Consider the following 13,249-nt stretch of genomic DNA (forward strand, 5'->3'; position numbering starts at 1 on the left):
TCGCGACAGACCCCATGCGCGTGCACGCGGCTGGACGCTTCCCGCCGGCTGAAGTCGTGCTCCCGGATTCCGCCTTCCCGGAGTCATCGGATCGCGGTGCGCCGTCTACGATGATCCCGTCATGATCACATTTAAGGTGCTCGGCTCGTTCCGGGTCGAGGTCGACGGCCGTGCGGTCGACCCGGGCGGGCGGCTCGCCCGGATGATTCTGGTCCAGCTGCTGCTCGCCGGCGGGGCGGTCGTGCCCACGGACCAGATGGTCGAGCGGTTGTGGCCGACACGGATCCCGTCGAGCTCACAGGCATCGCTGCACGCCTACATCGCGCGGCTGCGGCGCCTCCTCGAACCGGAACGGGCGCCCCGGGCGCCCGCGCGGCTGCTGGTCAGCGCGCCGTACGGCTACGCCCTCGCCGTGGAGCAGGACGCGGTGGACGCCCGGGTGTTCGAACGGCGGGTGGCGGCCTGCTCGGGGGTGGACGTGCCCGCTCGTCTCGCCGCCGAGGGCCTGGCCGCAGCGCTCGCCTCGTGGGGCGGGCAGCCGTACGCGGAGTTCCTGGACGAGCCGTGGACCGCCGGTGAACGCGCCCGTCTGGAGGAGGTGCACCGCACCGCCCGGGAGCGGCTCGCCGCGGCACGGCTCGGCAGCGGGCAGGCGGCGAATGCCCTCGCCGACGTCCTCGCGCTGACCCGGGAGCAGCCGTTGCACGAGGAGGGCTGGCGGCTGCTGGCCCTGGCGTTGTGGGCCCGCGACCGCCAAGGTGACGCCCTGGCCGCGCTCCGGCAGGCCCGGCGCACCCTCGGGGAGGAACTCGGCATCGAGCCCGGGCCGGCCCTCCTGGAGCTTGAGCAGGCCCTCCTGCACCAGCGTCTGGACGTGCTTCGGCTGGCGACCGGGGCACCCGCCGTGGCCACCGTGCGCGCCGAGGCGTCCACCGCCGTGGCCACCGCACGTGCCGAGGCGTCCACCGCCGCGGCCACCGTGCGCGCCGAGGCGTCCACCGCCGTGGCTGCGATGCGGGGCCCGGTGGCGGGCCCCGGCCCCGGGACGCCGGCCGTCCTGGCGGCGGGCCGGCTGCTGGGCCGTGACGAGGAGTTGGCCGGGCTCGCCGCCGCGGCGGACCGGGCACGGGCAGGCCTGGCCCAGGTGGTCCTGGTCTCCGGCGAGCCCGGCATCGGCAAGTCGAGCCTCCTGGAGGCGGCCGTCCGTCAACTGCCGCAGCAGGGTTGGCTGGCCGGGTCCGGGCAGTGCCCAGAGACCGAGGGCGCCCCGCCCGGCCGGGCATGGTTCGACATGCTGCCGAGTCTGGCGGAGGCCGCGCCACCGGGCCGGTACGCCGACGAACTCGCCCCGCTCCTGGCTCCGGGCGGCGCGGGCGACCCGGGGCAGCCGGACGGCAGCCCGGCCCGGCGCTTCCGCCTGCACAGGGCGCTGCTCGGATGGCTCCGCGAAACGGCCCTTCGCCAGCCGCTGCTGATCGTGCTGGACGACCTGCACCGGGGTGACCAGGAGAGCGTCGAGCTCTTCCTGCTCTGCGCCGAGCACCTGCGCGACGCGCCGCTCCTCCTGGTGGGCTCGTACCGCACCGGCGAGGGCGACCTGACCGGGGCACTGGCGCGGCTGGCCGCCTGCTCGCCCGTGCGGATGGCACTCGGCGGGCTGTCCGACGCCCAGGCGAAGGAGCTGCTGCGGCGCACCGCGACCACCATGAGCGAGCGGGCCGCGTCGGCCCTGGCCGAACGGGCCGGGGGGAACCCCTTCCACCTGCGGGAGAGTTCGCTCCTGCTCGCCGGAGAGGGCGAGCAGCAGGCTCTGGCCCGTGTCCCGCAAGGAGTCCTGGACGTGCTGCGGCGGCGGCTCGCCCTGCTCGCGCCGACCGTCACGGCCGGACTGCGGCTGGCTGCCGTCGCCGGTCGCGAAGCCCAGGTGGCCCTCCTCGTCCACGCCGCGGACAGCGACGCCGAGCAGCTCCTCGACGCCCTGGACGCGGGAGTCACCGCCGGACTGCTCAGCGAGCCGCGTCCCGGCACGGTCCGGTTCAGCCACGCCCTCGTCAGGGACGCGCTGGAGGCGGACCTCACGCGCCTCCGGCTGGCCCGGATGCATTCCCGGCTGGGCAGGAGCCTGATCGCCCTCGGCTCCGACGACGTCGCCGCGACGGCCCACCACCTCCTGCACGCGGCCGCCGTCGTGACCGCCGACGCCGGGCCGGCCGTCCACTACGCCCGGCTGGCGTGCGAGCAGGCGGTGCGCCGCTACGCGCCGCAGAACGCCGAGGCGCTCCTGAACGCGGCCCTCGGTCTCCTGGCCGATCATCCGGCCGCCTTCGCCGGTCAGGACGCCGCCCTGTTGCGGGTGCTGCTCTTGGGTCAGCTGGTGGACTGCCGGATCCGGATGGGAGCCGTGGAACCCGCCCGCGAGGCACAACAGCAGGCCGTACAGGTGGCCCGTGCGGAGGGCCGCGCCGACCTGCTGATCGCCGCCTACACGACGTGGACCGAACCGACGCCGTGGCGCGTCCGCGCGTACGCGGCGTCCGACCCCGAGGCCGTGGCGGAACTCGCCGGACTGCTGGAGAGCCCGGACCTGGCCGACCGGCAGAGGTGCCTGCTCCTCGACCAGCTGGCCGACGCGCTCGACGACACCGATCCGCGCGCCGTGGCCGTGGGGCGCCAGGCCGTGGAGCTCGCCCGGTCCGCGGGCGAGCCCCGGCTGCGGGGCCTGACGCTCACCTCGCTGCTGCGCCGGGTCGACGGCGAACTCGAGCCCGACGCCTACCTGGAGCTCCACCGGGAACTCGCCGAGGTGGCCGACTCCCAGGACAGCCCCGAGTACTCCTGGATGAGCGCCTACACGGCGGCCCGGATCGCCGCCGGCCGCAACGACCCGGCGGAGATGGAGCGGTGTCTCGTGCGTGCCGACGAGATCGCCCGCACCTACGAGCTCCAGGGCGCGTTCGCGGTGGCCAGGTTGCGCCACCCCATGCTCGCCATGGCCCGGGGGCGTTTCGACGAGGCGGAGCAGGCCCTGGGGGCGGCGGTCGCGGAGTTGCGGGAACGGGGGGCGGTGGACCTCAGCGGACTGGCGGGTCTGGCCGTCGGATGCATCCGGTGGCAACAGGGCCGGCTCGCCGAGGTGCTGCCCGTGCTGCTCGCGGTGTGGGAGCGGTACCACCCGCACAACGAGTCGCTCACCGCGCTGTCGCTGCTGGCCGCGGGCCGTCCCGACCAGGCCCGGGAGGTCTTCGGCCGGCGCGTGCCGATCCGGCGCGACTTCGCGTACCCCGTGCTGGCCGGGCTGCGCGGCATGGCCGCCGTCGCCTTCGGCGACCGGGCCGCGGCCGCCGAGGTGTACCGGGACCTGCTGCCCCTCGGACACCTGGCGGGCGGTGCGAGCAGCCTCAGCATCGTCTTCCGGCCCGTCGCGCAGACCCTGGGCGAACTGGCCGAGTTCCTGGACCGTCCGGAACAGGCCCGGCAGCACTACCTCGAAGCCGCGCGGGTGGCGGCCGCCTGGGACTCCGCGCACTGGGCGGAGACGGCCCGGACCGCCCTGGCCGCACTGGCGCCGGGGCCCGCGTAGCGGCGTCCCCCACGGCAGGGGCAGCCGGGGCCGGGACGGCTCGTCGACGTCCTCCCGGCCCTCAAGGACCGGTATTCCCCTCAGCCGGTCAGCTCAGCTCAGCCGGTCAGCTCAGCCAGGAACGCCGCCGCCAGGTCGAGGTACTCCTCGGGCGAGTCCGTGGTCAGCTGCAGGTCGACGAGCACCTCGTCGGTCTCCGCCTCGCACATCACCCGGAGGTGGTCACAGATCTGGCGCACCGTCCCGCGGTGATGGGCCTCCTCGGGGCCCGCACCGGCCGTGGTGACCTCCGGGTTCACCCGGAACACCCGGCGCAGTCCCGCCGGGTCCCGTCCGGCCCGCTCGGCCGCCTCGGCGGCCACCGCCCACAGGCCGCCGAAGTACGGGAGCGGCATCGAGGCCCCCAGCCAGCCGTCCGCGCGCCGGCCGACCCGCTCCAGCGCGGGCGGGGTGAACCCGCCCAGCAGGAGGGGCGGCCTCGGGCCCTGGAGGGGCTTGGGGAGCACGGTCGACCCGGGAACCGTCCACAACGGGCCGGTGTGGCTGACCGTGTCCGAGCCCCACACGGCTTCGAGGACGTCGAGGGTCTCCTCCAGCCGCGCGCCGCGGCCCCGCCAGGGCACCCCGGCGGCCTCGTACTCCTCGCGCATCCAGCCCAGCCCGAGCCCGACGTCCAGGCGGCCGTGGCTGATCAGGTCGAGGGTCGTCAGGGCGCGGGCGAGCACGACGGGCGGCTGCCACAGGGCGTTGAGCGTGCTGCTGCCGAGCCGCACCCGTTCCGTCGCCGCGGCCGCCACCCCCAGGGCGAGCAGCGGGTCGAGGTGGGTGGCGTACCGGGCGGGCATCGCCTTGCCGCCCGGGTAGCCGTCGGGCGGGGTCAGCGGAGCCAGGAGCCGGTCGGCCACCCAGAGGCTGTGGCAGCCCAGTTCCTCCAGGGCCGCGCACATCGCGGCGGTGCGGTCGGGATCGGCGAACGGGCCGAACTGGGGGACGGAGAATCCGATGCGCATCGGTGACGTTTCCTCGATCGGTAGGAGCGGGCCGGGCAGCCGGTGCCGGCCCCCGGGACGGGCGGCCGGACGGGGCGGCACACCTCAGGCGGTCGTACGCGGACCGCGGACCCGGTCGGTCTCGCGGCGGTACTGCCGCTGCCCGACGAGCTTCCACAGCACCCGGGCCGGGAAGGGCAGCCGCGCGAGGAACTCCCGGCGCTCCTCCGGCGGGGTGTCCTCCAGGATGGCGCCCAGGGCGATCATCAGCCGGTTCCTCGGCGTCTCGGCGAGGCCCCGCTCGCCCACGGCGTGCCACTGCTGCTCGTTCACGTGGAGCGCGACGAGCGGCATGACCTCCCGCTCCTCCTCGTCGAGGTGGGCGCACAGCTGCCGGTGGTGCCTGTACAGCGCCTCGGTGAGCTCGTCGCGGTCCTCGGACAGGGCCTGCGCCTGCCACCGCTCCATCAGCCGCTGGACCTCGGCGAGCCCGTCGGACAGTTCGCGGTGCTGCGCCTCCATCGCCAGCACCTGCTCGGCATCGAGGTCCAGGTGGGGCAGCAGGACCGGCCAGAGCATCTCGTCCTCGCCGGTGTGGTGGGCGTGCAGGCCGATGGCGTACTGCCGCCAGTGCTCGGCGAGGATCCGGGCGCGTGCGGTGTCGCCGGGCCGCACGTCCTGGACGAGTTCGGCGAGCAGGCGCGACTCGCGGCGGAACACCTGGTGGATCATCGCCATCTCGCGGGTGTAGGGGTGGAGAGTGGAGTGGGAGTTGTTGCTCGAAGTCATGACACCCAGTCTCCGCGGCCCGATTGCAGGGCCCTTGCAGCCGACTTGCTCCGGCCGGCCGGCGCCGAGCAGGCCTGCGCGGAGCCGACCACGGTCGGCGGCGGCGTGCTCGATGCCCCCACTACCCGCGCCGTGGTCGACGTACACCGCCCCCGCCGGTCGGATCGGGCGGCAGCCTCCGCACCGCCGTCGGAGGCCGGCTTGCCGCCGGCTGCCGCTGACCCGGCCCGACCGCCCTGCCCTGTTCGACGGACGGACCCGGTCAGCGTGCTCGGGCGCCGCGCGACGGGCCGAAGATCAGCGGCTCGGCCGTGCCGGCGATCAGTTCCTCGTCGGCCTCGTCGGCCTCGTCGGCCGCGTCGGCCGCGTCGGCGGAGGTGCCGGCGGCCGGGGTGCCGGCGTCACGGTCCGTCGGCGGCTCACCCGGGGCCGGGCCGTGGTCACGCGACGCGGGCGTCGGCCCCCCTCCCGAACGACCGGGGTCCGGGTGGCGGCCGGGAGGGCGACCGACGGGGCCGTGCCGGGCCGCTGCCCGGCACGGCCCCGTCGGTGGCTCAGGCGTTCAGGGTGGTGATGTTCCACCAGCGCTCGTCGCCGAGGTCGAGGGTGACGGGTGCCGGCGCGCCCGTGGTGCGGTGCAGCAGCGCGTCGTAGCTGCGGGCGGGCAGCGGGCGGGTGGTCCAGGGCAGGCCGCCGTGGCCGTCGTCGGGGACGGCGGGGAGGGTCAGCTCCGGGGCGCTCGCCAGGTCGGCCTGGGTGACCCCGTCCGGCACCCGCTGCAGGGTGATGATCTGCTCGAAGTGCGGGCGCTGGACCAGGCGGTGGGTCAGGTGGGCCTCCTCGCCCTTCCCGAACAGCAGGTAGGTGAGGTGCGCCGGGAACGGCTCGTCGCTGAAGCGGCGGAAGTTCAGCACCCGCCGGATCCGCGCGGTGAAGCCGCCCGAGATGGGCTCCCAGATCCGGTCCTCGCCGTTGCCGGTCTGGGTGACCCGGTCCAGCCGGGCCGGGTACTCGGTCACCGAACCGTCGCCGATCGGCGGCAGCACCATGTTCTCGGTGTTGCGCACCGCGTGCCAGCTCGCGGGGCGGTCGGCCCGGTCCTTGAGGTAGATGTCGACGATGTCGGTGGGCAGGTCGTACTCGACCAGCACCTGGTAGCGGTGCTCGGCCATGCCGAACATGGCCAGGTGGTGCCCGAAGAGGGTGTCCTTGCCGGCCAGGATGAAGGAGTGGACCGAGGGGTCCTCGTGGTCGTGGTCGTGACGGGTCGTCATGCTGTTTCTTCCTTCCGGGGTTTCTGCGGGGGTGGGGAGAGGAGGCGGCGGCGTCGCCAGAACGGCCGCTCGCTCCAGCGGCCCTCGGCGGCGTACACCGCGTGGTGGTTGCGCCGGTAGGCGGCCAGCAGCGCGGCGACCCCGGCGTGGTGGGCGTCCAGCGCGCCGGCGTCGCCGCTGAGGTGGGCGTGGACGGCCGCGGCGCCGGTCGCACCGGTGTGCAGGGCGGTGAGGATGCCCTGCGAGGAGACCGGGTCGAAGGCCGCGACGGCGTCCCCGACGGCGGTCCAGCCCGGACCGCTCGACCGGTCGAGGCGGGCCGAGTGGGCGGGCGCCCGACGGGGGCGGCCCGTGCCGGCGTGCGGATGGGCGGCTGCGCGGGCCGCGATGTGCCCGGTGGTGCCCATGAGCCGCAGGAAGCCGTCCCGGGTGCGCAGTTCGGGGGGCGCGAGGTCGGCGTCGGTGAAGTACGCGACCAGGCGCCGGCCGCCCGGCAGCAGCGTGGTGTACCACCAGCCGTCCGCGGCGGCCTCCACCAGCGAGGAGCTCTCGCCGGGCCTGCCGCGCGGGTCGGGGTCGAGCTCCAGGCAGGTGGCGAGCAGCCGGTCGGCCGGGTCTCCTTCCGGCGGGCCGGCCGTGATCGGCCCGCGGCCGGCCCGGGCTTCGGTGGCCCGGGCTTCGGTGGCCGGGGTTTCGGTGGCCGGGGCTTCGGTGGCCCGGCAGGCGGAGACCACCGCGCGGCGGCGGCCGGTGGCGTCCACCAGCCAGTCGCAGCGGACGGTGCGCTCGCCCGCCGGCCCGCGCAGGGCGACCAGCCAGCCGCCGTCCGGGTGGCGGGCGGCCGGACGGACCGTGGTACGGGCGGCGGCCTCGGCACCGGACGCTGCGGCCGCCTCGCGCAGCCGGCGGTCGAAGCGCGCGCGGTCCAGGTGCCAGCCCGGCCCGTTCGGGTCACGGATGAAGTCCGTGCCGTGCAGGGCGGCCGAGCCCCAGGAGGACAGGTTGGCGTAGCAGGCCAGGTGGCCGTCGGCGAGCGGGAGTTCACCGGCGCCCAGGTCGCGCAGCAGGACCCGGGCCACCGAGGGCAGGGCCTCGCCCACCTTGGGCGGCCCGGTGCCGGCGTCGGCGAGCAGGACCCGCCGCCCGGCCCGGGCCAGGGTGAGCGCGGCGGCGGCCCCGGCCGGGCCGCCGCCCGCGACCACCACCTCGTAGTGGCCGTTCCCGCCGGTGCGGCGGGCCGCCATCAGGCCTCGTCGCGGTAGCGCGCGACCTTGTCGATGTAGCCGGCCGTGACCTCTTCGGCCGTGTAGCCGCTGACCGCGATCGCCTGCTCGATGGCGGCCGTGGCGATCGCCGGGTCGGCGGCCTGCGGGACGTGCAGCGTGACCAGGTTCTGGGTGTGCGGCACGCCCGCGAGGTCGATGGACGGGGTGGACTCCACCTGGAGCCGTTCGGGGAAGCCCGGCGCGCCCTCGCGGACCTCCACGATCCCCAGCCGGAACCAGTCGTCGATCATCTGGTTGAGCTGCTCGGTGTTCTGGCCGCGCAGGCCGCGAAGCCACACCGCCCGCCGCTCGAACGCCTCCTCACGCTCGGCGGGCGGCCGGCCCTCGTCCACGACGATCCGGTAGTCGTCCTCGGTGAGCACGTGGTTGGGCACCCGGGCGGGCCAGAAGCTCGGCAGGTAGGGGTCGTGCCGGGGGTTGAGGGCCAGCTCGTAGCCGGAACGGCAGCTGGCGGTGTCGGCCTGCCAGGGCACCGCCATCCACCGGGTGAGGGCGCCCGGGGGCTGGGCGTACAGCGGCCCGTTCACCGACAGCGCCTCCTCCGGGGTGAGGACCGTGCCGTACGAGGGCTCGGGATGGTCGGAGGAGCGGTGGCGGATCCGGAACGGCGCCGTGTACATCGTGGCGTGCCGGATCGGCCAGGTGACCTCGCAGCCCGGGTGGAACGCGTCGGCGAGGCAGAAGTCCAGCGCCGCGCGGTCCAGCGCGTGCGGCCGCTCGCCGATCGGCAGGTCGTCGAGCTCGCGCGGCGGCGGTACGGAGCCCAGGGTGTCCCAGTCGTCCTCGAACTCGCCCTGCGCCCACAGCTGGAACATCTTGTACTGGGTGGGGGAGAGCGCCATGTGCTGGAGCTCGGTGCGCGGCGGCACGGCCATGCCGTCCCCGTACAGCCAGGGCCAGGGGACGGGCGAGGTGCGGTCGGTGGCGAAGTCCCGCAGCGCGTCGAAGACGGCCTGGCGCAGCGGGCGGCGGGCCCGGCCGGCGTCGCTGAGCCGGGCGAGCAGCTCGGGGGTGAAGGAGTGGCCCACGCCGCCGTGGCCGAAGTGGGCGGCGAAGCCCTGGTTCACCCACTGGTGCTCGTCGAAGCGGCGCAGCACCGGGGCGATGTCGCGGCTGAAGGAGACCCGCTCGGGGAAGGGCAGCGAGCCGCTGGAGACGAACACGTCGAACAGCAGGTCGTAGAGGGTGCGGATGCCCTTGAGGGCCGGCGCGTAGTTCGGCGGGGCGACCACCACCCAGGCGGGGTCGACCGGGATCTCGCGGCCGCCGATGGTGACGGTCGCGGTGACCGGGCCGTCGCCGGTGTCGTCGTGCCAGCCGTCGTTGTTGGCGAAGGTGTTGACCGGCCGGCCGTCGTAGGAGGCGGACGCGCCGAAGCCGCCGAGGACCAGCAGCCGGCCGTCCTCGTCGGTGCGCAGCTCGCCGAGGTAGACCTCCTTGCCCATGAAGGTGCCGTTGCGGAACTGGTAGTCCGGGCCGGCCGTGCCGCGCCCGGTGATGGCGAGCCGGCCCGCGTCGATGACCAGGTCCTTGCGGCGGTCCCCGGTGATGTCCGCGTTGCGCAGCCCGGACGGCTTGGCGAGCGCCGCGTCCGGGATGTCCAGGGCGAGCTGGAACTGGTACCAGGCGGCCTTCTGGTTCGCCAGGTGCGCCGTCCAGCGGATGTCGGCGTTGTCGGCGGTGAGTTCGGCGACCGCCTCGCCCTGCGCGTTGTAGCCGTAGATCCGGAACCGGGCCGCCTCGCGTTTGATCGCGCCCGCGGCGTCCTTGTAGGAGCCGGGCTCCTGCGGGTGCGGGTCGGGGACCTCGGGCGCGAGGTAGTACTCCTCGGGGGAGTTGCCGACCCGGGCGAATCCGATGGCGGGGTGGATGGCTGCGCGGACGATCTCGTCGGACATCTGGCCTGCTTCCAGCGATGGCAATGGTGGTGGCAATGGTGGTGGCGTGGCCGCCCGGGGGCGGTTCGTCAACGAAACGCTAGGGCAGGCAGGCGTGCTCCGATCGGACGGACACGATCAATCGCTCGCGAGGGTGATTCTGATGATGGGCGACTCGTCGTACCGCGACGTGGTCGGTGTCCCGCGGCTCGGTGCCTTGCGGGTCGGTGCTCCGCGGGTCGGCGTCCTGCGGCTCGGTGTCCCGCGGGTCGGCGCCCGCCCTTGGGGGTCGACGCAGCAGCCCTCCGGGTGCGCGCACCCGGCCCGGGCGCTCAACGGCCGGGGCCGGGGGAGACGCGGCACGGCTCCCTCGGCAGCCCGCAGGGCCGGCGCCGCCGAGGCATCCGCGGACGGCTCGGGCGGATCTGCCCGTTTCGCGAACCGGGGCCTGGAGAGACGCCGGGAAGGTGACCCCCGGTACAGCCTTCGAGGAGTGGCGATGAGAGCCCTGACCTGGCACGGCAGGCGAGACGTCCGTGTCGACACCGTTCCCGATCCGGCCATCAAGGATCCGACCGATGTGATCATCAAGGTGACCACCAGCGGACTGTGCGGATCCGACCTCCACCTCTACGAGGTCCTCGGTCCCTTCCTCGACGTCGGCGACATCCTCGGCCACGAGCCCATGGGCATCGTCCAGGAGAGCGGGCCCGAGGTCACCGCCGTCCGCGTGGGCGACCGGGTGGTGATCCCGTTCAACGTGTCCTGCGGCACCTGCCACACCTGCGCACGGGGCCTGCACTCGCAGTGCGAGACCACCCAGGTGCGGGAGTACGGCAGCGGCGCCGCGCTGTTCGGCTACACCAAGCTCTACGGGCAGGTCCCCGGCGGCCAGGCCGAGCTGCTGCGCGTCCCGTTCGGGAACACCCTGCCGATCAAGGTGCCCCACGGACCCGAGGACGACCGCTTCGTCCTCCTCTCCGACGTGCTGCCCACCGCGTGGCAGGCCGTCGAGTACGCGTCCGTGCCCGAGGGTGGCAGCCTCGTCGTCCTGGGCCTGGGGCCGATCGGCGACATGAGCTGCCGGATCGCCCTGCACCGGGGCGTGGCCCAGGTGATCGGCGTCGACCTCGTCGACGAACGCCTCACACGGGCGCGACGCCGCGGCGTGCAGGTCCTGAACCTCCACGAGCACGGCAAGGGCCTCGCCGACGTCGTCCGCGGCCTCACCGACGGACGCGGCCCGGACGCGGTCATCGACGCGGTCGGGATGGAAGCCCACGGCTCGCCCGGCGCGAAGCTCGCCGCCCAGGCCACGAACCTGCTGCCGAGCGCACTGGCCGCCAAGATGATGGAACACGTCGGCATCGACCGCCTCCACGCCCTCTACCTCGCCATCGACATCGTGCGACGCGGCGGCACGATCTCCCTCTCGGGCGTCTACGGCGGCCAGACCGACCCGTTGCCGCTGCTCACCATGTTCGACAAGCAGATCCAGCTCCGCATGGGCCAGGCCAACGTGCACCGCTGGGCCGCCGACATCCTCCCCCTGCTCACGGACGACGACCCGCTGGGTGTCGACACCTTCGCCACCCACCACGTCCCGCTCGACGACGCCCCCGCGGCGTACGAGATGTTCCAGAAGAAGCAGGACGGCGCCGTCAAGGTGCTCTTCAAACCCTGAGCACCCCGCCGTCGGCCGGGTCCCGGTGCCCCTCTACGGCGAGCCACTGCCCCGCCCGGCGAAGGCGGCGGGTCCTGGTGGACCCCGGCGGACACGGCGTCCACCCCACGGTGGCCGCGGCCCGGAGCACCCGATGGCCGGTCAGTGCCCGTCCAGCTCCGGGTAGTAGCCGCGTTGGTACAGGGACAGGTCGGAGATGCTCAACTCGCCGTCACCCCAGCAGATGGCGCAGGCCCTCGTGGTACGGCACTCCCCGCACCGGCTCTTCTGACCGGTCTGACCGGTCCGGCCGAGCACCCACCCGCGGCCACCGCATCCGGGACACCGGCCGAGGCCGTGGCACTCGTAGCAGAGGACGAAACCAGGTGTGGGGGACAACGGCGTTGGCGTTGGCGTGGGCGTTGGCGTTGGCGTTTGCACCGCCTCCGGTTGCCGGATCGGTTGCGGCGGGGACAGGGCCAGCGCCGGCGTCTGTCCGCGGAACGCGACGGCGGGTGTGCCCTCGCTCGTCATGATGCGGATGCCGTTGCCGTCCCGGTGAGCGACGACCACCGTCCAGAGGATCCCGTCGTCATCCTCCTCTGACGTCGTGACGTCCCATCCGGCCGCGCGGAGGAGGAGGACCGCACGGGAGGCCGTACCGGCGGCGGTGGCGGTCGCCGGACGATTGCCCTGGTACACCGTCGAATAGTGGTAGCGCAGCGGATCGCGCGGGTCGGCGACCTTCGGCTTGTCGAGGGTCAGCCGGCGGAGGTGGACGCGAATGGTCAAATCCTTGATCAGCGTGACCAGTTGCCCGCGCAGGGACCGGCCCAGCCGGTCCAGTTCATCCCGCGCTTTCGAAGTCTCATCCACGTCGGCCCCTTTACTCGGAACGTACCACAGGGCCGACCTGCGTGGCCGTGGTCATCTCCGTCGGCTTGCCTGCCGCAAAGCCCGTTCACACAGGGACGTCCGGCCTCTCCCGGCCGGCTGGCGGTCAGCTCACCCACCCACGCTTGACCGGTGGCCGCGAGCCGACTCGGGCACCTCCTCTGTCCGAGGGAAGAAGGCACCCGCACGCGGATCACACTTGGCCACCGGCAGGCTGGTCCCCTCGGCCTGCCGTCAGACCCCGCCTCGCGTGAGGAAGAGTTCGTCCAGGTGGTGGGCGAGGATCGCCAGCGCGGCGTCGCCCGTGCGCTGGCCGCCCAGCACGCTTGAGCCCAGTCCGTTGACCATGGCCAGTAGTCCGGCAGCGGTGATCTCCGGGTCCCTGTCGGGGTCGATCTCCCCTGCCTGCTGGGCCGCGCGGATCTGCTTGGCGAGAAAGCCCTCCAGCAGTTCTGGCTGTCGCGCGCCGTGCTTTTCCAGTACCTCGGGGTCGTTGAGCACCAGGGTGTAGTAGGCGGCATAGGTTCTGGTGATCCGCCGGCTTTCCGGGTCGGTCGGCAGGATGCACGACAGGACCGCGGTCACGATGCCGCGCGGTGTGGGCGGGGCGCCCGCCGCGCCGATCCACTTCTCCATGCGGGCCTGAAGTTGGGCGCCGAGCCTGGCCAGTGCGTCGAGCAGCAGCCCTTGCTTGGTGTCGAAGTAGTACTGCACCAGCCGCAGGGAGACGCCGGCCTCGGCCGCGACCGCCCGCATGCTGGCCGACTGCAGGCCCTGGGTGTCAGCGATCCGCAACAGTGCCTCGGCGATCTGCCGTCGGCGCTCCTCGTGATCGACCCGCGCGTTCATGATCCCACCTCCCTGGTACACCCGTATCATGCCGTGATACACATGTAT

Annotated in this window: 9 protein-coding genes; 2 read left to right on the plus strand and 7 right to left on the minus strand. The window is 74.1% G+C overall.

Translation table 11 applies throughout. From position 1 onward, the window contains the following. Positions 1–121 precede the first annotated feature (121 nt). A complete protein-coding gene (locus tag ACFVHB_RS09030; protein WP_380317457.1) occupies positions 122–3,580 on the plus strand; it encodes a BTAD domain-containing putative transcriptional regulator in 3,459 nt (1,152 codons plus the stop codon). A 98-nt stretch (positions 3,581–3,678) separates the two neighbouring features. On the opposite strand, the gene ACFVHB_RS09035 is transcribed toward ACFVHB_RS09030, so the two are convergent. The 5 genes from ACFVHB_RS09035 to ACFVHB_RS09055 form a co-directional block, all read right to left on the minus strand. After that, complete coding sequence (locus ACFVHB_RS09035; RefSeq protein WP_380317461.1) at positions 3,679–4,590, minus strand: TIGR03619 family F420-dependent LLM class oxidoreductase; 912 nt, start codon at positions 4,588–4,590, stop codon at positions 3,679–3,681. Between the two features lie 84 nt (positions 4,591–4,674). Beyond that, entirely contained in the window at positions 4,675–5,358 is a 684-nt protein-coding gene (locus ACFVHB_RS09040; protein WP_380317464.1) for a hemerythrin domain-containing protein, read from the minus strand. Between the two features lie 554 nt (positions 5,359–5,912). Further along, entirely contained in the window at positions 5,913–6,632 is a 720-nt protein-coding gene (locus ACFVHB_RS09045) for a hypothetical protein (protein WP_380317467.1), read from the minus strand. Then, on the minus strand, positions 6,629–7,876 hold the full coding sequence (locus ACFVHB_RS09050) for an NAD(P)/FAD-dependent oxidoreductase (RefSeq protein ID WP_380317470.1): 1,248 nt from the start codon (positions 7,874–7,876) through the stop codon (positions 6,629–6,631). Before ACFVHB_RS09050 ends, ACFVHB_RS09045 begins: the two co-directional genes overlap by 4 nt. Continuing rightward, the gene (locus tag ACFVHB_RS09055) at positions 7,876–9,816 is read right to left on the minus strand and encodes a LodA/GoxA family CTQ-dependent oxidase (RefSeq protein ID WP_380317473.1); all 1,941 of its coding nucleotides are present in this window, start codon (positions 9,814–9,816) and stop codon (positions 7,876–7,878) included. The genes ACFVHB_RS09050 and ACFVHB_RS09055 overlap by 1 nt, the downstream gene beginning before the upstream one ends. A 478-nt stretch (positions 9,817–10,294) precedes the next feature. Here ACFVHB_RS09055 and ACFVHB_RS09060 point away from each other — a divergent pair, with 478 nt between their 5' ends. After that, positions 10,295–11,479 (plus strand): alcohol dehydrogenase catalytic domain-containing protein, encoded by a 1,185-nt coding sequence (locus tag ACFVHB_RS09060; protein WP_380317476.1) that lies wholly within the window; start codon positions 10,295–10,297, stop codon positions 11,477–11,479. A gap of 141 nt (positions 11,480–11,620) precedes the next feature. On the opposite strand, the gene ACFVHB_RS09065 is transcribed toward ACFVHB_RS09060, so the two are convergent. Next, positions 11,621–12,334: a hypothetical protein gene (locus tag ACFVHB_RS09065; protein WP_380317479.1), complete on the minus strand. Its 714-nt coding sequence runs from the start codon at positions 12,332–12,334 to the stop codon at positions 11,621–11,623. 252 nt (positions 12,335–12,586) lie between these two features. After that, positions 12,587–13,201 (minus strand): TetR/AcrR family transcriptional regulator, encoded by a 615-nt coding sequence (locus ACFVHB_RS09070; RefSeq protein ID WP_380317482.1) that lies wholly within the window; start codon positions 13,199–13,201, stop codon positions 12,587–12,589. Positions 13,202–13,249: the final 48 nt, after the last annotated feature.

Origin of the sequence: Kitasatospora sp. NPDC127111 (assembly GCF_042677465.1) — a bacterium.
GTDB lineage: Bacteria > Actinomycetota > Actinomycetes > Streptomycetales > Streptomycetaceae > Kitasatospora.

What these genes read in the sequence shown, in the direction of transcription:
- ACFVHB_RS09030 (WP_380317457.1), top strand. Translation starts at nt 122, where the DNA reads ATGATCACATTTAAGGTGCTCGGCTCGTTCCGGGTCGAGGTCGACGGC.
- ACFVHB_RS09035 (WP_380317461.1), bottom strand. Translation starts at nt 4,590, where the DNA reads ATGCGCATCGGATTCTCCGTCCCCCAGTTCGGCCCGTTCGCCGATCCC.
- ACFVHB_RS09040 (WP_380317464.1), bottom strand. Translation starts at nt 5,358, where the DNA reads ATGACTTCGAGCAACAACTCCCACTCCACTCTCCACCCCTACACCCGC.
- ACFVHB_RS09045 (WP_380317467.1), bottom strand. Translation starts at nt 6,632, where the DNA reads ATGACGACCCGTCACGACCACGACCACGAGGACCCCTCGGTCCACTCC.
- ACFVHB_RS09050 (WP_380317470.1), bottom strand. Translation starts at nt 7,876, where the DNA reads ATGGCGGCCCGCCGCACCGGCGGGAACGGCCACTACGAGGTGGTGGTC.
- ACFVHB_RS09055 (WP_380317473.1), bottom strand. Translation starts at nt 9,816, where the DNA reads ATGTCCGACGAGATCGTCCGCGCAGCCATCCACCCCGCCATCGGATTC.
- ACFVHB_RS09060 (WP_380317476.1), top strand. Translation starts at nt 10,295, where the DNA reads ATGAGAGCCCTGACCTGGCACGGCAGGCGAGACGTCCGTGTCGACACC.
- ACFVHB_RS09070 (WP_380317482.1), bottom strand. Translation starts at nt 13,201, where the DNA reads ATGAACGCGCGGGTCGATCACGAGGAGCGCCGACGGCAGATCGCCGAG.